Genomic DNA, 17687 nt, shown 5'->3' on the forward strand with positions numbered 1-17687 from the left:
CGGGCCTGTCAGAACGAAAAATTATTTAACACATCGGGCATGCCAGTCGCAACGGCCTGCGACTCGCTCTCAGCCAGTTTGGCCGCGTCCCAAATCTCGAAATGGCTTCCCATGCCCAGCAACATGACGTCGCGCGTCAGACCGACGGCTGCGCGCAGTTCCGGCGCAACCAGGATCCGGCCGGCGGAGTCGAGTTCGACATCCGAGGCGTTGCCAAGGAAAATCCGCTGCCAGGCGCGCGCCGACATCGGCCACGCGGCGATTTGCTCGCGGTGGCTTTCCCAGACCGGGCGCGGGAACAGCAACAGGCAACCGTGCGGGTGCTTGGTAAGCGTCAGCCGCCCCTCGCACTGGACCGTCAGCGCGTCACGATGCTTGGATGGCACAGCCATCCGTCCTTTTGCATCGAGATTTAATGCTGACGCCCCCTGAAACACCGCATACGCTCCTGTTAATTTGCTAAATTCTGGAAAAAATTTCTTTCCAAGTCAGTAAAAATGCCCCACAAAAAAACACTTTTCCACACTTTCACCCACTTTAGAGGATGCACTATTCTAGGTCAAGCCATTTAGCAGCGAGCAATTGGAAAATATGCGAGTAAAGTCAATGACTTAGCGCCACTATTTAAAGATTCCCAAAGAATGCATTACATTGAATTACTAAATAAATGAAGGACTTAGCGAAAGTTGTAAATGTCAGCTCTGAGATATACACATGTGTTTGCAGCAAACATGCCGAAACAAAGGTTCACAATTGGACAGAGTGTTGGACATCCAAAATGGTACAAATCGCAGATAAAGAAGGGAGTAGGCAGCTTGATAGTGCGGAATGGATAGCTTGGATGATGCGATATAAAAATATTTCACGACGACAATAAAACAACTACAACCATTTGATCCGGCTCTTCGCGGCGGCGGCGACCTAGCCAACCAATCGTCCCCCTCGTACACGCAAACCTTTCTTGGCCAGCCCCGGCGCCAGTGCGCTCAGATGTGCCAAGGCATCACCGCTGTGCGCATGGCAGATAGCCACGGCGAGTGCATCGGCGGCATCGGTACCCGGCAAGCCGGGCAATTGCAACAGCCGCTGCACCATATCCTGGACTTGCTGTTTTTGCGCCTTGCCATGACCGGCGACTGCTTGCTTGATTTGCAAAGCGGTATATTCAGCAACCGGCAAGTCTGCACTCACTAACGCACAAATGGCCGCACCACGGGCTTGCCCGAGCAATAGTGTCGATTGTGGATTAACGTTGACGAAGACTTTCTCGATCGCCGAACAATCCGGCGTGTAGGTGCGGATGACCTCGGAAACACTGGCCAATATCACCTTCAGCCGTTGCGGCAAGTCGGCATCCGGCGTCTTGATGGTACCCGAGGCGACATAGCTGAGCTTGCTGCCCTGTTTGTCGATGATACCGAAGCCGGTGGTCCGCAGACCTGGGTCGATGCCTAGGATTTTCATATTCTGGAGCGCTTCGCCGTTGCCTGCACCAGCGAAGCACTGCTCAACAACTTAGTGACAAAAATTAATGACGGAAATGACGGGTGCCGGTTAGCAACATGACGACGCCATGCTCATCCGCTGCATCGATCACTTCCTGGTCACGCATCGAACCGCCCGGCTGCACTACGCAGGTTGCGCCGGCATCGACAACGACATCCAGGCCGTCACGGAACGGGAAGAAGGCATCAGACGCCACAGCCGAACCAACCAGCGACAAGCCGGCGTTTTGCGCCTTGATCGACGCGATGCGGGCGGAATCGACACGGCTCATCTGGCCGGCGCCGACACCCAGCGTCATGCCGTTACCACAGAACACGATCGCATTCGATTTGACGAACTTGGCGACGCGCCAGGCAAACATCAGGTCCTGCAATTGCTGCTGGGTCGGCTGCTTCTTGCTGACAACTTTCAATTCGCCCAGAGCGACATTGCGTGCGTCCGGCGATTGCACCAGCAAACCACCGCCCACGCGCTTGAAATCATGCAAATTGATCGCATGTGCCAACGGGATTTCCAGCAGGCGGACATTCTGTTTGGCAGCGAAAATCTGCTTGGCTTGCTCAGTGAACGATGGTGCGATGATCACTTCAACGAATTGCTTGGCGACCGCTTCGGCGGCATTGCCGTCGAGTTCCTGGTTGAAGGCGATGATGCCGCCAAAAGCCGAGGTCGGATCGGTTTGCAGCGCCTTGCTATAGGCTTCCAGCGGATTCGCGCCGATGGCGACACCGCAAGGATTGGCATGCTTGATGATGACGCAGGCGGTGTCGCTGAAGGTCTTGACGCACTCCCACGCTGCATCGGCATCGGCGATGTTGTTGTACGACAATTCCTTGCCTTGCAATTGCTTGTAGTTGGCCAGCGCGCCTTCGACATGGCGGGTGTCGCGATAGAACGCCGCCGACTGGTGCGGGTTTTCGCCGTAGCGCATTTCCTGCACTTTTTCGAAATGCAGGTTCAGGGTTGCCGGATAGGCGCTGCGGGTGGCGTGTTGCTTGTCTTCGCCCAGCGAAGTGAAATAGTTGGTGATGGCGCCGTCGTATTGCGCGGTGTGGGCAAAGACCTTCTTCGCCAGCGCAAATTTGGTGCCGTAGCCGACCTCGCCCTGATTCGCCTTCAGTTCGCCCAGCACTGCCGCGTAATCGCTAGGATCGCACAGGACGATGACATCTTTATGGTTCTTGGCCGAGGAACGCAGCATGGCAGGGCCGCCGATGTCGATGTTCTCGATGGCGTCTTCCAGCGAACACTGCTCCTTGGCAATGGTCTGCTGGAACGGGTAGAGATTGACCACCACCATGTCGATCATCGGGATTTGGTGTTGCGTCAGCGCCGCCATGTGCTCAGGAAAGTCGCGGCGCGCCAGGATACCGCCATGGACTTTCGGATGCAGGGTCTTGACGCGGCCATCCAGCATTTCCGGGAAACCGGTGTAATCCGCCACTTCCGTGACCTTGATGCCGTTATCGGCAAGCAGCTTGGCGGTGCCGCCGGTCGACAGAATATTCACGCCAAGCGCCGACAACTCTTTTGCGAAATCGAGTATCCCGGTCTTGTCGGATACGGAAATGAGGGCTTGTTTGATCATAGTGAAAACTCAGGAAGGTGATGAATGACGGGAAGGCGGACTTGGTGAATGGACTACAAATAACTGAATCAGGTGGGACTCGCAGTTCCCTGTGACGGGCATGACAGTCTGCGGTCGTATTTACTGGTCGTATTACTAAACAAGCTTTGCCACATTTTACTGCCTGGGCGTGACCGGCATGACCGACACACCCGGCAATGCAAAAGCGTAAATTTTTATTACAACAGGCCGTGCTGCTGCAATTTCTTGCGCAGGGTATTGCGATTGATGCCCAACATTTCGGCGGCATGCGACTGGTTACCCTCGGCGCGCGCGATCACGGCTTCCAATACCGGCTTTTCAACCGTGGAAATCACCATGTCGTACACGTTCGACGGCGGCTGTTCACCCAAATCCTTGAAATATTTTTCAAGGCTTTGCTTTACCACGTCTTGGATACTTTCTTTACTCATTCTTTTTTACTATTCTTTTTCAAGATCCGGATTAAATCCCATCCAGTCCTGTTTCTTGTTGATCTGATTCAGGCCGCCATCTGCTCGGCCACCCCGTATTGTAACCGCTCCCCAAACGCAAACTGCGATTCGAAGAAGCTATTTACTGCTGCCAGTTGCTGGCCACAGTCTTCCAGCAGGTTCATACGCTGCCGGAATGCCTCGCCGCCCGGCAAATCCCTTACGTACCAGCCTATATGTTTGCGCGCGGTACGGACTCCCAGGTAATCCCCGTAAAACCCGTAGTGAGCGCGCAAATGTTCATCCATCAATTGTTGCACTTCAGCCACCAGCGGCGCCGGCAAATATTCACCGGTGCGCAGGTAATGATCGATCTCACGGAAAATCCATGGCCGCCCCTGCGCTGCACGGCCAACCATGATGGCATCGGCCTTGGTGTATTCAAGCACCTGGCGCGCCTTTTCCGGCGTCGCGATATCGCCGTTGGCGACGACCGGGATGCCCACTGCCGCTTTGACTGCGGCAATGGTCTGGTATTCAGCGTCGCCGCTATAGCCGTCAGCGCGGGTGCGTCCGTGCAAGGTCAGCATTGCGATGCCGTTGGCTTCCGCCAGCCTGGCTATATTCAAGGCATTCTTGTTGAGGCGATCCCAGCCGGTGCGAAACTTCAACGTCACAGGCACGTCCGCCGCCTTGACCACCGCTTCCAGAATCTTCGCCACCAATTGCTCGTCTTGCAACAAAGCCGAACCGCACCAGCTGTTGCATACCTTCTTGACCGGACATCCCATGTTGATATCGATGATCTGGGCACCGTGGTCGACGTTGTATTTTGCACATTCCGCCAGCATCAGCGGGTCGGCGCCGGCGATCTGCACCGCTCTTGGCTCCATCTCGCCGTCGTGATTGATACGGCGCGAAGTTTTCTCGGTCTGCCACAGACGCGGATTGGAAGCGGCCATTTCCGACACGGCATAGCCGGCACCCAACTCTTTACAGAGCTGCCGGAATGGTCTGTCCGTGACACCTGCCATCGGTGCCACAAAAACATTGTTACGCAGGAAATAGGGGCCAATGTTCATGGAAAATTCAAGGCGCTATCGATAACTCGAGATGCGTTGCAGCGGGAAAGGCGTCATTTTATCGCGATTGCCGCCGCACGCGGGTTATTCTCGGTGCCGCAGTTAGAGCTCGTCTTCAGCCACCGTGTTGGAACTGACCAGATGCTGCGTCGCGTAGTGGATCAGCTCATCAAGCCCGCGGCCATCGGCGCCATAGGTAGCCACCCCTACCGAGAGCGCAAGCCGGATCGACCAGTTCTCGATATTTACCGGGTGATTCTTGAAATGGCCGATAAATGCAGCCGCCAGATTATCCGCGTCCACCGTGTCGGTCGCAGGCAACACATACAGGAATTCGGTCGCATTCCAGCGCCCGCCGCTATCGGCCTTGCGCAACTGGCCGCCGGTGTCCTTGGCAAAGGCCGCCAGGATATTGTCGGCCACAGCCCAGCCATAAAGATCATTAATCTTGTGAAAATCATCCAGCTGACAGTACAGGATCGACAGCGGCGACTCATCCGTCGCGGTCGCCGCCACCGCTTCTTCATAGACATGGACAATCCGGCGCCGTGTCAGCAAACCGGTCAGCGAATCAAGCTGTGCCTGGCGTGTCAGCAGATGCGACAGGTTGGATTGTTTCCAGATCACTTCGCAGACATGGCCGAAGGCCTGGAATGAGGCTAGTCCGGTTGCGGAAAAATAATCCTGGCTGTCGGCATAAAACACCATCATGCCGTGCATGCGGGCTTTTTCAGAGCGTAACGGAATGGCCAGCGCAGCCTTGACGGAACATCGCTCGGGATTCGCCTGCCAGGGCGCAAACAAAGCCTGGAAATCGCTGTCGTGGCCAGCTTCCCAATCCGCGGTCTGGGCAAACGGCGCAACGTAATCAAAACAATCCTTCGTCAGCCGCCATTGATCCGACTCCCCCAATGCCTTGCCGACAATCGCTGTCGGCTTGATCGTTGCTTCCGAGTCATCCTGGCAAAAACCAACCCATACCAACCGTATATGCGGACTGGCTGGCAAGATCATCTGACACAGCCGCTTGACGCTATCGCGCCCGCTGTAGGCCTGGGGCAAGGTTTGCAGCAACTGATGAAGGACGCCGACCAGCGCCAGTTGCTCGTCGTTCAACGTCGAGGATGGCTCCGGCTGGGCAACCCTTTTCCCCGTGGCCGATTCCACCAATTGTTCGGAGTCGGCAGCACGCTGCGCCCAGGAGGGAAAGAGGTTAAGTTTCATGCTGGCGGTCCCGCTGTTGTTTTAGTTCTTGTCAGCAAGATTAGCACAAGCACGCTGCCTTTATCGCAACTGTTTTCACTGCAGCTTATACAGATTTATAGCAGTTTTTGATAGTTGATCTACGGAAATATTACATGCTTCTACTGCAATATTTCCCCCCCGCCATTTTATGCACCAGGCTAACGGTCGACTTCATCCAGCGTCAGCTCGTCCAGATGGGCGACGTCGGCCCAGCCATCCACCCGCAGTGGCTGCGCCCATTCGGTATTCCAGCTCAGACGATTGATGCTGGCATTGAAGATATCGCAGTTGCGCGGCTGCTCCAGCGGCAGTGAATTCGCGTAGCGGTAGATGCAATCGAGTACGCCGCCATGAGTGACGATGGCAATCCGCGTCCGATCGGCGGACGCCAGTATCGCCAGCAATGCATGTACTGCCCGTTGATAGAATTCACGCATGGTTTCTGCAACATGCACACCGGCCGGATAACGAAAATCGACATCGCGTCCCATCAGGGCAGCATAAGCCTCGGGAAAGCGTTCCGCCGCCTCCGGATAACGCAGGCCTTCCAGCGCACCGTAGCAACGCTCACGCAAACCAGCGTCGAGTTGCAACGGCAGATTACGGGCGGCGGCCAACGGTACAGCGGTTTGCTGCGCACGTTGCAGATCGCTGCTGAAGATAGCGTCGAGGGCGACGCCATCCAGGCAACGAGCCAATGCTTGCGCCTGGCGTTCACCCACCTGGTTCAGTGCAATATCGAGATGACCCTGCAGGCGACGCTCCAGGTTCCAGTCTGTTTCGCCGTGGCGTATCAATAAGATTTGTGTAGTTGCCATAGATTTTCTGCAAGGCCGGCCAACTTTATAAAGCCGGATTCAAAGTATAAAGACCGACGATCGACTCCTCCGCCAGGATATGACCGTGCATGGCGGCCTGCACCTGTGCACCTGTGAACTTGCCGGTCACCGCCAGGCGCGGAATAGACAATGCGTACAAGGTGAAGATATAACGATGCACGATCTCATCGTTCCACGGCGGACAAGGGCCGTCGTAACCGAAGTAGTCGCCGCTCATCGCCGCATCGCTGGCGAACCAGCCGGTGTAGTCGTTCAAGCCTTGGCGGATACCCGGCAGCGGGCTGTTCGGTGCTTCCGGACCGGGCTTGCCGCGCGGCGTGATGCCGTCGCTGAATGCTCCGGCAGCAATCAAGGAAGTGGTCGGCGGCAGGTCCAGCAGCAGCCAATGGAAAAAATCGACACGCGGCAAATCCACCGGCACCGTCTTGCCTTCCTGGTTAACATCGTCGCCGCGCGACGGCACATCCGGATCGTGACATACCAACACTAGCGATCGCGTGGCGGCCGGAAGTTGCTCCCAGGCCAGGTGCGGATTGCGATTGGCCGACAAAGCGATATGGGTTTCGGGGCTGACCACGGCGAAAGCGAATTCGCCAGGAATATACGCGCCGTCCTTAAAAGAATTGCTCCAGAGTTTCACAGTAAGCTCCCGTCGATAAATTCAGATCTGCCAGACTACAGCAAAAAAAACGCCTACGCTTTGGAGGCCGGCGGTTTTACCTGCAGCCAGAATGTCACCGGGCCGTCATTGGTCAGCGACACTTTCATGTCGGCGCCAAACTGGCCAGTTTGCACCAATGCATGGCGACCGCTGGCCTGCCGCACAAAATAGTCGAACAAGCGGCGGCCTTCTTCCGGCGCGGCGGCAGGTGTAAACGATGGCCGCGTACCCGATTGCGTATCCGCCGCCAGCGTGAATTGCGGCACCAGCAGCAAACCGCCGCCAATGTCGCTCACACTGCGATTCATCTTGCCTGCATCGTCGCTGAACACGCGATAACCGAGCAGCTTGGCAAGCAAGGCATCAGCCTGCTTTTCACTATCTCCGCGTTCGGCGCACAGCAGCACCATCAAACCCGCGTCGATAGCACCGACCGTGAGGCCATCAACCACAACGCTGGCATGACTGACCCGTTGCAACAATCCGATCATGACAGACTCGTCATGCGGTCAACGTTACCCGCGCAAACTTGCGCTTGCCGACTTGAATCACGAAAGTCGCCGCATCGACTTTCAAGCCTTTGTCGCTGACCACAGCACCATCAATCCGGACTCCGCCCTGCTCCACCATACGCAAGGCTTCCGACGTTGATGGGCAAAGGTTGGTTTGCTTCAGCAACTGGCCAATACCGAGCGGCGCGCCGCTCAAGGTCAGTTCAGGAATATCATCCGGAATGCCGCCTTTGGCGCGGTTATTGAAATCGCTCAGGGCGTCGTCCGCCGATTGCCGGTTATGGAAGCGTGCGACGATTTCCTGCGCCAGCGCAACCTTGACGTCGCGCGGATTCTGGCCACCCTCGACCTGTGTCTTGTAGCCGGCAATTTCCGCCAGCGACTTGAACGACAGCAGCTCGTAGTAACGCCACATCATCACGTCGGAAATGCTCATGACCTTGGCGAACATGGTGTTGGCCGGTTCGGTGATGCCGATGTAGTTGCCTTTCGACTTGGACATCTTCTCGACGCCGTCAAGACCTTCCAGCAAAGGCATGGTCAAGATGCACTGCGGCTCCTGGCCGTAATCCTTTTGCAGCTCGCGCCCCACCAGCAGGTTGAATTTCTGGTCGGTGCCACCCAGTTCCAGATCCGATTCCAGCGCCACTGAATCGTAGCCCTGCATCAGCGGATAGAGCAATTCGTGCACCGAGATCGGCGTACCGGCCTTGAAGCGTTTGGTGAAATCTTCGCGTTCCAAGATACGCGCCACGGTGTACTTGGCCGACAACTGGATCATGCCGCGCGCGCCGAGCTTGTCGGACCATTCCGAGTTGTAACGGATCTCGGTGCGGGCCGGATCCAGCACCAAGCTGGCCTGGGCGAAATAGGTCTTGGCGTTTTCTTCGATCTGCTCGCGCGTCAGCGGTGGCCGCGTCACATTGCGGCCGGAAGGATCGCCGATCATCGAGGTGAAATCGCCGATCAGGAAAATCACGTTATGGCCAAGATCCTGCAATTGCCGCATCTTGTTTAGCACCACGGTATGGCCCAGGTGCAAATCCGGCGCTGTAGGGTCCAGGCCCAGTTTGATGCGCAATGGTTTGCCGCTTTGCTCCGAGCGCTGCAGCTTGCGCGCAAAATCGCTTTCGATCAGCAGTTCGTCAACGCCGCGCTTGGTAATCGCCAATGCTTCCTGGGTCCGGTCAGACAGGACCAGGGGCGTGTTTTCAACGGCCGCGGCTGCGGCGGTTTTTGGTGATGCGCTTTGAGAATCGTGAGCCATATTAGGGAAATCCAGCGAAATGAAATCTAAAAAAACGTCTATAAAAAAGTGGCTAAAAGCAGCGACTAAAAACGGCGCTCGCGCCTGCGGCTAGAAGGAAAACATAGGGTTACATAAATCGGATTTGTCCCATATCGACGTAGGGTATAATCCTTGATCCTTTTTAATCCCGCCGCAAGTCGTTCAGTCAACAACAGCACAAGAATCGGTAGCAAACGGCAAATTTTAACGTATTGCATGTCTATCAAAGATAAATTCCTCGACCTTCGGTCCAGTATCACGCCATTGTTCCAGCAGATACCAGCGCGGGTCAGTGCGTCTTTTACAAGTTCCTCACGTAAAACCCGTATTATCTCCGCTTCTGCCGTGGTGCTGACCCTGGTTGCGTTTGGTGCGGCTGGTGTTTCTCCGATAACAACGGATCCGGACGAAGTTGCTGTGAGAGCCATTTCCGCCGAGCTGGCATTGCCTAGTCTGGGCGAGCAAATCGCGAAACTTGAAGCACAACAGCAACTCTATGTTGCCGAAGACAAAATGCGCGCCGGCGATACACTGGCAGCCTTGTTGACCCGGCTCGGCGTGGATGACGACGCCGCAGCCAACTTCATCAAATCCGACAGCAGTGCGCGTGCCATGTTGCGGCTCAAGCCGGGCACAACGGTACAAGCACAGACCAGCAATGATGGCGAATTGCAAATGTTGCGTGCGACCATTGCCAGCGGCGTCGATAATTCTCCCAAGAATTTGCTTATCAAGCGCGACGGCGACAAATTCAGTGTCGCAGAAGAAACGCCGACCGTTGAACGCCGCATCGAAATGCATACCGGGGTGATCCGCTCGTCGCTGTTTGCCGCTACCGATGCCGCAGATATTCCTGACAGCGTGGCGTCGCAGATCGTCGCCATGTTCGGCACCAATATCAATTTTGCTTCAGACCTAAAACGTGGCGACCACTTCAATGTTGCCTACGAAACCTTTTGGCAAGACGGCCAGTTCCTGCGCGCCGGCCGCATCCTTGCTGGTGAATTTGTCAACGGCGGCAAGCCGTTCCAGGCGGTCTGGTTCGATGAAGCCGGTGGCAGTGGCGGCTACTACGGCTTCGATGGCAAATCGCTGAAAAAAGCATTTTTAAAATCGCCGCTGACCTTTACCCGTATTTCTTCTGGCTTTTCGATGCGGATCCATCCGATCCTGGGGAAATGGAAAAAGCACACCGGTGTCGATTTTGCCGCTGCCACAGGTACCCCTATCCACGCTACCGCAGACGGCACAATTGACTTTGCCGGCGTCGAAAGCGGCTACGGCAACGTCGTCATCATTAAACACGATAGCAAATATTCAACGGTGTATGCCCACATGAGCCGCTTCGCGCCAGCCTCGCGCAAGGGCAGCAAGGTCAGTCAGGGAGACGTTATCGGCTATGTTGGCATGACTGGCTGGGCAACCGGACCGCACCTGCATTATGAATTCCGGGTGGCCGATGTGCCGCGCGATCCGCTGTCGGTGGTGGTGCCTACCGCCACGCCGCTGGCCGGTGCCGAACTGCAACGCTTCAAGACCGTTGCCGCCGACATTACCCACCGGTTCAACCTGCTGAGCGGCAGCGAAACAACGCCTGCGGCGCCGGCTACCAAACTGGCGGCAAAATAAGCTTTATGCCAGTGCGGGACGCTTGTCCTGTTGTCGAATGAGGAATAAACATAGAACCGTTGTCGGAGCGCTAGTAAAATCAGGCGATCTCACAACGGTTTTATTATGTCCACACTACATCCCCAAAAAGATCTGCCCGGCAAGCTCTTCATCGGCCTGATGTCCGGCACCAGCCTGGATGGCGTCGATGGCGTCATCACCACCTTTCCTGCACACCAGGAGCAAGCGCCAGTGGTGACCCTGGCCTCAGCCTATGTACCGTTTTCGGCCGGACTGCGCGCTGAGCTGATGGCCTTGCAGACTGCCGGTCAAAATGAAATCGAACGTGAAGCGCTGGTCGCCAATACCCTGACCGAACATTACGCCGCCTGCGTCGAACGCCTGCTGGTGGAAGCCGGCGTGCAAGCGACGCAGATCCGGGCCATCGGCGTCCATGGCCAGACTATCCGCCATCGTCCCGAACTCGGCTTTACCCGCCAGACTAACAATCCGTCACTACTGGCAGAACTAACCGGTATTGACGTCATCGCCGATTTTCGTAACCGCGACGTTGCAGCCGGCGGCCAGGGTGCGCCTCTGGTGCCGGCATTCCATCAGGCGGTTTTCGCCGACCCGGCGCAAACCCGGGTGGTGGTGAATATCGGCGGCATCGCCAACATCAGCGTCTTGCACAGTCAGGCTAGCGCCGGTGCAAGCCCCAAAGTGATCGGTTTTGACACCGGACCAGGCAACGTCCTGATGGATTTGTGGATCAAACGCCATCATGGCAAGGATTACGACGAAAGCGGCCACTGGGCCGCCAGCGGCCAGTATTCGCCAGCCTTGCTGGCGCAAATGCGCAAGGAAGATTATTTTGCCGCCACGCCACCGAAAAGCACCGGCCGCGACCTGTTCCACGAAGCCTGGCTGGCTAAACAGTTGAGCGGCTCGCTACAACTGTCCGCAGCCGATGTGCAAGCAACATTGGCGATGCTGACCGCGACCACGATTGCCGATGCCATCGCACGACATGCTGAGGATGTGCAAACCGTGTATGTCTGCGGCGGTGGGGCCTATAACTCCTACCTGATGACGCAACTGACCCAGGCGCTGCAAAAAAACGGCCTGCCGGCCACCACAGTGTGCTCTACCCAGAAACTGGGGATTGCCCCCAACCACGTCGAGGCAGTGGCTTTTGCGTGGCTGGCGATGCGTTTCGACCAGCGCTTACCCGGCAACCTGCCCGCAGTGACAGGGGCGCGCAGCCCACGAATTTTGGGAGCCTTGTACCCCTCCTGATGAACCAAACCAAGAACGTACAGGCGCAAAAAAAGACGCTCCGGGATTTCTCCCCAGCGTCTTTTTTATCACCGCAAAACGTCAGGCCTGGCCAGCTCCTTCCAACTCGATCAAGCCGAGAAAGAAGATCCGCAGCCGCAGGTAGTCGTTGCATTCGGATTCTTGATCACGAATTGCGCGCCTTCCAGATCGTCCTTGTAATCGATTTCGGCGCCAACCAGGTACTGGTAGCTCATCGAATCGATCAGCAACTGCACACCGTTCTTGCTCATTGTGGTGTCGTCTTCATTGACGATTTCATCGAAAGTGAAACCGTACTGGAAGCCCGAGCAGCCGCCACCCTGCACGAATACGCGCAACTTCAGGTCGGGATTGCCTTCTTCTTCAATCAGTTGCGCAACCTTGGCGGCCGCGCTATCGGTAAACACGATCGGGGATGCGACTACATCTTGAATTTCAGCGACAGCATTCATTTTTTGCTCCTGCGGGAATACATACAATACTGCATTATAGGCGCTTGCCTGGAATCATGCAGGCAAAGCCTGAAACCACACATGCGGTTGTCTATGCGACACTTCAGGCAGATTGCGTCATGGCAAGCTTCAATACCGGCTCGATCACATTCTGGTCATGGGTCAGCTTCCCGCTGACCAGAGCGCCGCTATGCATTTCCAGCGCTTTGTAATTGACATCACCGGTTATACGGGCTTTCGGCTGCAATTCAAGCAATTCAGACGAAAAAACATTACCGCAGATTTCGCCGTTAACTACCAGATGCGCCACCCGCACCTCGCCCTCGACCTTGGCGCTCTCGGAAATCACCAGCACGCTGGTCTGCCCGACTTCGGCTACCACGTTGCCCTTGACGTGGCCGTCGATCCGCAGCCCGCCCTTGAAGTGGACATCGCCCTGGATACTGGTCGACGAGCCGATCAGGCTATCGATGGTGCTCTTTGCCTTGCGATTGAACATGATGTTTCCTTTTTACAAATTAGAAGTTTGCTGCGCGCGCATCTGGCCTTTTTCCATGACTTTGGCTTGAATCGCCTTGACCACGGCGCCTTCCGGCAAAGTCAGTTCGGCCTCTACCCGCTGGTAATACTTGAAATCCAGCTTATAAGCAGCTTTATCGGCGACCGAAGCGCTGGCGCCAGGGAAAGTCAACACCGTGCTTTTCCCCGCGACCGTGGCGCTTACCAGTATTTGCACGTCGCCGACAAAATTAGGCGCCTTGCCGCCTTGCATGATCAGCATCCGATAACGCAACTGCGTCGGCGTCTGCATTTCGGCGGTCAGACGCTGGATGGTAATGCCTTGATTACCAGTAGCATTCGGCAGCAAACCCTCAAAAAACGCCAGATCTTCTTTCAGCTTGGCATTTTCGGTTTCCAGTACCTTGATCTGCTGGCCCAGTTGTTCTTGCGCCGCCTTCTCGATATTCAGCCGGCTTTCTGCTGCATTGACGGTGCTCGAAAAACGATCCCGCTCTGCCGTCAAACCGGCCACCTTGTCATTCAAATCCGCCAGCTGCTGCCGGCTGACAGCCGGACCGTGGCCAGTAAAATTGCGGCCCATGTCGTATACCCACATGGCGATCGCGCCGCCAAAACCTAATACGACGATCAGGAAAAGCGCCTTCAGCGGCCAGGGAAAATGACTTTTGACGGTCATTTTCGGCGCAGAGATCGACATGCGCCGGACCCACAGCTTGTATTTCATCGCGACCCAGCAGCCGCACAGCCAGTCATCGAGCGACTCATGGCATCACTGGCACGTGCATCAGACCCGTCGTTTCTTCGAATCCGAACATCAGGTTCATGCATTGAACCGCCTGGCCGGCAGAGCCTTTGACCAGATTATCCTGCACCACCAGCACCACCACGGTATCGCCGTCGTTCGGCCGATGCAGCGCGATGCGCAACATGTTGGAGCTGCGGGTAGAACGGGTTTCCGGATGCGCACCGAACGGCATCACATCGACAAACGGCTCGTTCTTGTAAGCGTCTTCAAACAGCGCCTGCAAAGCAACGTTGTCCAAATCCTTGGTCAAGCGCGCATAGATAGTCGAATGCATGCCGCGTATCATCGGCACCAGATGCGGCGTAAACAGCAAGCCGACTTTCTGCTTCGTGAGCTTGCCGAGTTGCTCCACGGTTTCCGGCGAATGACGATGGCCGGAGACGCCGTACGCTTTGAAATTGTCACTGGCTTCTGAGAACAGCATCGCCACTTCGGCCTTGCGGCCAGCGCCGGACACGCCTGATTTGCAATCGGCGATGATGTGCGAGGCATCCACTACATCGGCTTTCAGCAAGGGCGCCAAGCCGAGCTGCATGGTAGTCGGATAACAGCCTGGATTGCCGATAATGCGCGCATCCTTGATCGCAGCGCGGTTCAGCTCTGGCAAACCGTAGACGGATTCCTTCAGCAGTTCAGGACAGCTGTGCGGCATCTTGTACCACTTCTCGAATACCGCTGTGTCCTGCAGACGGAAATCCGCGGCCAAGTCAATCACCTTGACGCCGGCGGCCAGCAACTCAGGCGTCTGCGCCATGGCGACGCCGTGGGGTGTCGCGAAGAACACTACATCGCATTCGGTCAGATTGGCTTTTTCCGGCGCTGAGAATGCCAGGGAAACGCGGCCGCGCAGCGATGGGTACATGTCCGCAATCGGCATGCCATCCTCTTTGCGCGAAGTCACTGCTTGCAACTGCACCTGTGGATGCGTTGCCAGCAAACGCAGCAACTCGACCCCGGTATAACCCGTACCACCCACAATCCCGACTTTGATCATCTTATTTCCTTGCTTGGAAGCGTACTGAGCCGCTTATGATTTTCCTGTAACTCGTTCTTGAAATTCGTTCCTGAAATTCGTCCTGAACCTGATATGAAAATCGTACGATCCATGGCCGCAGGTTTCTCAGGTACGACAGCATAGGGCCGACTATTTTATCAGCCAATTGTTTGAGCTTGTTAACATTCACCAAGGCAATATTTAGCCGTTATGAACATGGCAATGCCCCTGGCGATCGCCTCGCTCAATGTTATCCTGGCGAAATTGAAGCACGCCGAAAGACAAAAAGCCGCCAGGCGCGAACCTGGCGGCTTTTCATGATTCTGAAAGCGTAGATTAGCGCTTGGAGAATTGTTTTGCGCGACGTGCCTTGCGCAGACCGACCTTCTTACGTTCAACTTCACGTGCATCACGTGTAACGAAGCCGGCTTTGGACAGCTCCGATTTCAAAGTTGCATCGTAGTCGATCAGTGCACGAGTGATACCGTGGCGAACTGCACCAGCCTGGCCGGACTCGCCGCCACCGCTGACATTGACTTTGATGTCGAAAGTTTCGACATGGTTAGTCAGTTCCAGTGGTTGACGAATCACCATCAAACCGGTTTCGCGCGAAAAATATTCATTCGCTGGCTTGCCGTTGACGATGATCTGGCCAGAGCCGGACTTGATGAAAACGCGAGCCACTGCACTCTTGCGACGGCCGGTTCCGTAATTGTAGTTACCGATCATGTCTATTCCTTAGAGTTCAAGTGCTTTAGGTTGCTGCGCGGTGTGCGGATGGCTGCCATCTGCGTACACTTTGAGCTTCTTGATCATGGCGTAGCCAAGCGGACCCTTAGGCAGCATGCCCTTGACCGCTTTTTCCAGCGCACGACCTGGAAAACGCTGTTGCATTTTCTGGAAATTTGTTTCGTAGATGCCGCCTGGGTAACCGGAGTGACGGAAATATGTCTTGTCGGTTGCCTTGGCGCCAGTGACGCGCAGTTTGCCTGCATTGATGACGACGATGAAATCGCCGGTATCAACGTGTGGAGTAAATTCCGGTTTGTGTTTGCCGCGCAGTCGGAGTGCCACTTCGCTGGCAACACGTCCGAGGACTTTGTCCGTCGCGTCAATCACGAACCAATCACGCTGGACTTCATGGCCCTTAGCGGAAAAAGTTTTCATGTTGACTTCCTAACTAGTTTAATTCGCTCAAATGGTGGTTCCACCGCTATCGGAAACCTGGTTGTTAGACCGGATTTTCGCCCTGCATCAGCGACAGACTCTTCCTTGTTATCTTTCCCTGAGCAAACGGAAAAGCCGTAAATTATAGCCTTTTCAAGGACTTGGCGTCAAACTGATTGAAAATTATCGGCACTTGCGCTAGGAATTGTTGTTATTGCGCCAGCCGGGGAAACAACTCCGGGCAAAAGAAAACCCGATCTGCACATAGGCATCGGGTTTAAATCCACTCCTGTGGAGGGGTGGAGGAGACACGATTGATTGCCCAACATCAACTCCAGCAATCGATAAACCATCTTAGCAAACGGAATTGTGCGTCGCAAGGTAGAAAAATAAGGGATTTTACCAATAATACTGCCTGAATTTCCCCTGCGACAACAAAATCGCGCCTGAACCACATCCGTCCAGAGCAGTTAGAATATCGCGACACACAAACAGCCCGCGAGATCCTATGGAATGCACAGTACGCTGGACCGGCTTGTCCGGCATGACTTTTTTAGCAGAAACCGGCTCCGGCCACCTGTTGACGATGGATGGCGCCCCGGATGGCGGCGGCCGCGACCTGGCACCACGGCCGATGGAAGTGGTACTGGCCGGCACCGGCGGCTGCACCGCCTATGACGTGGTGCTGATCTTGCGCAAAAGCCATCAGGATGTGCGCGGCTGCGACGTCACGCTGAAATCGGAGCGGGCCGAGAAAGAACCCAAGGTATTCACCAAGATCCATTTCCACTTCACCGTGCGCGGACGCAACCTCAAGCCAAATCTGGTTGAGCGTGCGATCAAGTTGTCGCACGAGAAATACTGCTCGGCCTCGATCATGCTGGAAAAAACCGCCGAGATGACCCATTCGTTCGAGATCATCGACGACCTGGCGGAAATGCCAGCTAACGCCTAAGCAATCGACGGCTGCAGACTATTCAGATGTAATAGGCGACCGTCGTCATCACTTTCGACATCGCCTGCATCGCCTTTTGCGCCGGCAACGGCATTTCAGCCCCGCCAAGCGTACGCGCCGCCTCGCCATGGGCGATCTCGTCGTCACGCATCTGCTCGACGATAGCGCGCGACTTGGCGTCTTGTAGCGGCAATTTCTCCAGATGGCTGTTCAAGTGCTTTTCCACCTGGCGTTCGGTTTCCGAGACAAAGCTCAGGCTGCGCACGTCGCCCAGCCGCGCCGCCAGCGTCCCCAGTGCGTAGGAACCAGCGTACCACAAGGGATTGAGCAAGCTGACATGCGAACCCAGTTCACGCAAGCGTTCCGCAGTCCAGGCTAAATGGTCTTCCTCTTCCCTGCCCGCTTCGGCAAACTGCTGCTTGATCGGCTCGCCTTGCGCAAAACGGCCTTGCGCATCATACAAAGCCTGGGCGCACACTTCACCGACATGATTGATGCGCATCAGGCCGGCGCTATGGCGCTGCTCGCCCGCATCCAGCACACCGTCAGAGGCCTGCAAAGCCGGGCTCGGTCGCGATGCCGAGGCTTGCCCGGTAATGACGCGCAAGGCGTTGTCGAAATCGGCGATGGCTTTGTCTAGGAATGGCATGCTGGGAATTGTCTATAAAGGTCAGTGGCCTGAATTTTATCA

Annotated in this window: 20 protein-coding genes; 3 read left to right on the plus strand and 17 right to left on the minus strand. The window is 55.8% G+C overall.

Features of this window, described 5'->3' with window-relative positions; translation table 11 throughout:
* Window positions 1-8: 8 nt before the first annotated feature.
* From mraZ to tyrS, 10 genes are all read right to left on the minus strand, one after another.
* Entirely contained in the window at window positions 9-437 is a 429-nt protein-coding gene (mraZ, locus tag LT85_RS22275; RefSeq protein ID WP_038493316.1) for a division/cell wall cluster transcriptional repressor MraZ, read from the minus strand.
* A 484-nt stretch (window positions 438-921) separates the two neighbouring features.
* Complete coding sequence (gene ruvC / locus LT85_RS22280; protein ID WP_038493319.1) at window positions 922-1464, minus strand: crossover junction endodeoxyribonuclease RuvC; 543 nt, start codon at window positions 1462-1464, stop codon at window positions 922-924.
* 64 nt (window positions 1465-1528) lie between these two features.
* Entirely contained in the window at window positions 1529-3094 is a 1566-nt protein-coding gene (purH, locus tag LT85_RS22285) for a bifunctional phosphoribosylaminoimidazolecarboxamide formyltransferase/IMP cyclohydrolase (protein ID WP_038493321.1), read from the minus strand.
* Between the two features lie 218 nt (window positions 3095-3312).
* Window positions 3313-3546: a Fis family transcriptional regulator gene (locus tag LT85_RS22290; protein ID WP_014007929.1), complete on the minus strand. Its 234-nt coding sequence runs from the start codon at window positions 3544-3546 to the stop codon at window positions 3313-3315.
* Between the two features lie 68 nt (window positions 3547-3614).
* Window positions 3615-4628: a tRNA dihydrouridine synthase DusB gene (gene dusB / locus LT85_RS22295; protein WP_038493323.1), complete on the minus strand. Its 1014-nt coding sequence runs from the start codon at window positions 4626-4628 to the stop codon at window positions 3615-3617.
* 102 nt (window positions 4629-4730) lie between these two features.
* A complete protein-coding gene (locus LT85_RS22300) occupies window positions 4731-5852 on the minus strand; it encodes a GGDEF domain-containing protein (RefSeq protein ID WP_081992631.1) in 1122 nt (373 codons plus the stop codon).
* 179 nt (window positions 5853-6031) lie between these two features.
* The gene (locus LT85_RS22305; protein WP_038493327.1) at window positions 6032-6691 is read right to left on the minus strand and encodes a histidine phosphatase family protein; all 660 of its coding nucleotides are present in this window, start codon (window positions 6689-6691) and stop codon (window positions 6032-6034) included.
* Window positions 6692-6716: 25 nt separating this feature from the next.
* On the minus strand, window positions 6717-7352 hold the full coding sequence (locus LT85_RS22310) for a YbhB/YbcL family Raf kinase inhibitor-like protein (RefSeq protein WP_038493329.1): 636 nt from the start codon (window positions 7350-7352) through the stop codon (window positions 6717-6719).
* Window positions 7353-7405: 53 nt separating this feature from the next.
* Window positions 7406-7864 carry a D-aminoacyl-tRNA deacylase gene (gene dtd / locus LT85_RS22315; RefSeq protein ID WP_038493331.1) on the minus strand — a complete coding sequence of 153 codons (459 nt, stop codon included), beginning with the start codon at window positions 7862-7864 and terminating at the stop codon, window positions 7406-7408.
* Window positions 7865-7874: 10 nt separating this feature from the next.
* Window positions 7875-9152 carry a tyrosine--tRNA ligase gene (tyrS, locus tag LT85_RS22320; RefSeq protein WP_038493333.1) on the minus strand — a complete coding sequence of 426 codons (1278 nt, stop codon included), beginning with the start codon at window positions 9150-9152 and terminating at the stop codon, window positions 7875-7877.
* 237 nt (window positions 9153-9389) lie between these two features.
* On the opposite strand from tyrS, the gene LT85_RS22325 reads away from it, so the two are divergent.
* Window positions 9390-10802 (plus strand): M23 family metallopeptidase, encoded by a 1413-nt coding sequence (locus tag LT85_RS22325; protein WP_038493335.1) that lies wholly within the window; start codon window positions 9390-9392, stop codon window positions 10800-10802.
* 105 nt (window positions 10803-10907) lie between these two features.
* On the plus strand, window positions 10908-12080 hold the full coding sequence (locus LT85_RS22330) for an anhydro-N-acetylmuramic acid kinase (RefSeq protein ID WP_052135398.1): 1173 nt from the start codon (window positions 10908-10910) through the stop codon (window positions 12078-12080).
* Between the two features lie 110 nt (window positions 12081-12190).
* On the opposite strand, the gene erpA is transcribed toward LT85_RS22330, so the two are convergent.
* The 6 genes from erpA to rplM form a co-directional block, all read right to left on the minus strand.
* On the minus strand, window positions 12191-12553 hold the full coding sequence (gene erpA, locus LT85_RS22335) for an iron-sulfur cluster insertion protein ErpA (RefSeq protein WP_014007938.1): 363 nt from the start codon (window positions 12551-12553) through the stop codon (window positions 12191-12193).
* Between the two features lie 103 nt (window positions 12554-12656).
* Entirely contained in the window at window positions 12657-13052 is a 396-nt protein-coding gene (locus LT85_RS22340) for a bactofilin family protein (RefSeq protein ID WP_038493337.1), read from the minus strand.
* 12 nt (window positions 13053-13064) lie between these two features.
* Window positions 13065-13799, minus strand: coding sequence for a DUF6776 family protein (locus tag LT85_RS22345; RefSeq protein WP_172657013.1), 735 nt, complete (start codon window positions 13797-13799; stop codon window positions 13065-13067).
* A 37-nt stretch (window positions 13800-13836) separates the two neighbouring features.
* A complete protein-coding gene (argC, locus tag LT85_RS22350) occupies window positions 13837-14874 on the minus strand; it encodes an N-acetyl-gamma-glutamyl-phosphate reductase (protein ID WP_038493341.1) in 1038 nt (345 codons plus the stop codon).
* A gap of 336 nt (window positions 14875-15210) precedes the next feature.
* Window positions 15211-15603: a 30S ribosomal protein S9 gene (gene rpsI, locus LT85_RS22355; protein ID WP_038493344.1), complete on the minus strand. Its 393-nt coding sequence runs from the start codon at window positions 15601-15603 to the stop codon at window positions 15211-15213.
* A 9-nt stretch (window positions 15604-15612) separates the two neighbouring features.
* A complete protein-coding gene (gene rplM / locus LT85_RS22360) occupies window positions 15613-16041 on the minus strand; it encodes a 50S ribosomal protein L13 (protein WP_014007943.1) in 429 nt (142 codons plus the stop codon).
* A gap of 508 nt (window positions 16042-16549) precedes the next feature.
* On the opposite strand from rplM, the gene LT85_RS22365 reads away from it, so the two are divergent.
* Window positions 16550-16996: an OsmC family protein gene (locus LT85_RS22365; protein WP_038493347.1), complete on the plus strand. Its 447-nt coding sequence runs from the start codon at window positions 16550-16552 to the stop codon at window positions 16994-16996.
* A 22-nt stretch (window positions 16997-17018) separates the two neighbouring features.
* Here the strand turns inward: LT85_RS22365 and coq7 are convergent, their stop codons facing one another.
* The gene (gene coq7, locus LT85_RS22370) at window positions 17019-17645 is read right to left on the minus strand and encodes a 2-polyprenyl-3-methyl-6-methoxy-1,4-benzoquinone monooxygenase (protein WP_038493350.1); all 627 of its coding nucleotides are present in this window, start codon (window positions 17643-17645) and stop codon (window positions 17019-17021) included.
* Window positions 17646-17687: the final 42 nt, after the last annotated feature.

Source organism: Collimonas arenae, from assembly GCF_000786695.1.
Taxonomy (GTDB): domain Bacteria; phylum Pseudomonadota; class Gammaproteobacteria; order Burkholderiales; family Burkholderiaceae_D; genus Collimonas; species Collimonas arenae_A.

What these genes read in the sequence shown, in the direction of transcription:
- ruvC (WP_038493319.1), bottom strand. Translation starts at nt 1,464, where the DNA reads ATGAAAATCCTAGGCATCGACCCAGGTCTGCGGACCACCGGCTTCGGT.
- purH (WP_038493321.1), bottom strand. Translation starts at nt 3,094, where the DNA reads ATGATCAAACAAGCCCTCATTTCCGTATCCGACAAGACCGGGATACTC.
- LT85_RS22290 (WP_014007929.1), bottom strand. Translation starts at nt 3,546, where the DNA reads ATGAGTAAAGAAAGTATCCAAGACGTGGTAAAGCAAAGCCTTGAAAAA.
- dusB (WP_038493323.1), bottom strand. Translation starts at nt 4,628, where the DNA reads ATGAACATTGGCCCCTATTTCCTGCGTAACAATGTTTTTGTGGCACCG.
- LT85_RS22300 (WP_081992631.1), bottom strand. Translation starts at nt 5,852, where the DNA reads ATGAAACTTAACCTCTTTCCCTCCTGGGCGCAGCGTGCTGCCGACTCC.
- LT85_RS22305 (WP_038493327.1), bottom strand. Translation starts at nt 6,691, where the DNA reads ATGGCAACTACACAAATCTTATTGATACGCCACGGCGAAACAGACTGG.
- dtd (WP_038493331.1), bottom strand. Translation starts at nt 7,864, where the DNA reads ATGATCGGATTGTTGCAACGGGTCAGTCATGCCAGCGTTGTGGTTGAT.
- tyrS (WP_038493333.1), bottom strand. Translation starts at nt 9,152, where the DNA reads ATGGCTCACGATTCTCAAAGCGCATCACCAAAAACCGCCGCAGCCGCG.
- LT85_RS22325 (WP_038493335.1), top strand. Translation starts at nt 9,390, where the DNA reads ATGTCTATCAAAGATAAATTCCTCGACCTTCGGTCCAGTATCACGCCA.
- LT85_RS22330 (WP_052135398.1), top strand. Translation starts at nt 10,908, where the DNA reads ATGTCCACACTACATCCCCAAAAAGATCTGCCCGGCAAGCTCTTCATC.
- erpA (WP_014007938.1), bottom strand. Translation starts at nt 12,553, where the DNA reads ATGAATGCTGTCGCTGAAATTCAAGATGTAGTCGCATCCCCGATCGTG.
- LT85_RS22340 (WP_038493337.1), bottom strand. Translation starts at nt 13,052, where the DNA reads ATGTTCAATCGCAAGGCAAAGAGCACCATCGATAGCCTGATCGGCTCG.
- LT85_RS22345 (WP_172657013.1), bottom strand. Translation starts at nt 13,799, where the DNA reads ATGAAATACAAGCTGTGGGTCCGGCGCATGTCGATCTCTGCGCCGAAA.
- argC (WP_038493341.1), bottom strand. Translation starts at nt 14,874, where the DNA reads ATGATCAAAGTCGGGATTGTGGGTGGTACGGGTTATACCGGGGTCGAG.
- rpsI (WP_038493344.1), bottom strand. Translation starts at nt 15,603, where the DNA reads ATGATCGGTAACTACAATTACGGAACCGGCCGTCGCAAGAGTGCAGTG.
- rplM (WP_014007943.1), bottom strand. Translation starts at nt 16,041, where the DNA reads ATGAAAACTTTTTCCGCTAAGGGCCATGAAGTCCAGCGTGATTGGTTC.
- LT85_RS22365 (WP_038493347.1), top strand. Translation starts at nt 16,550, where the DNA reads ATGGAATGCACAGTACGCTGGACCGGCTTGTCCGGCATGACTTTTTTA.
- coq7 (WP_038493350.1), bottom strand. Translation starts at nt 17,645, where the DNA reads ATGCCATTCCTAGACAAAGCCATCGCCGATTTCGACAACGCCTTGCGC.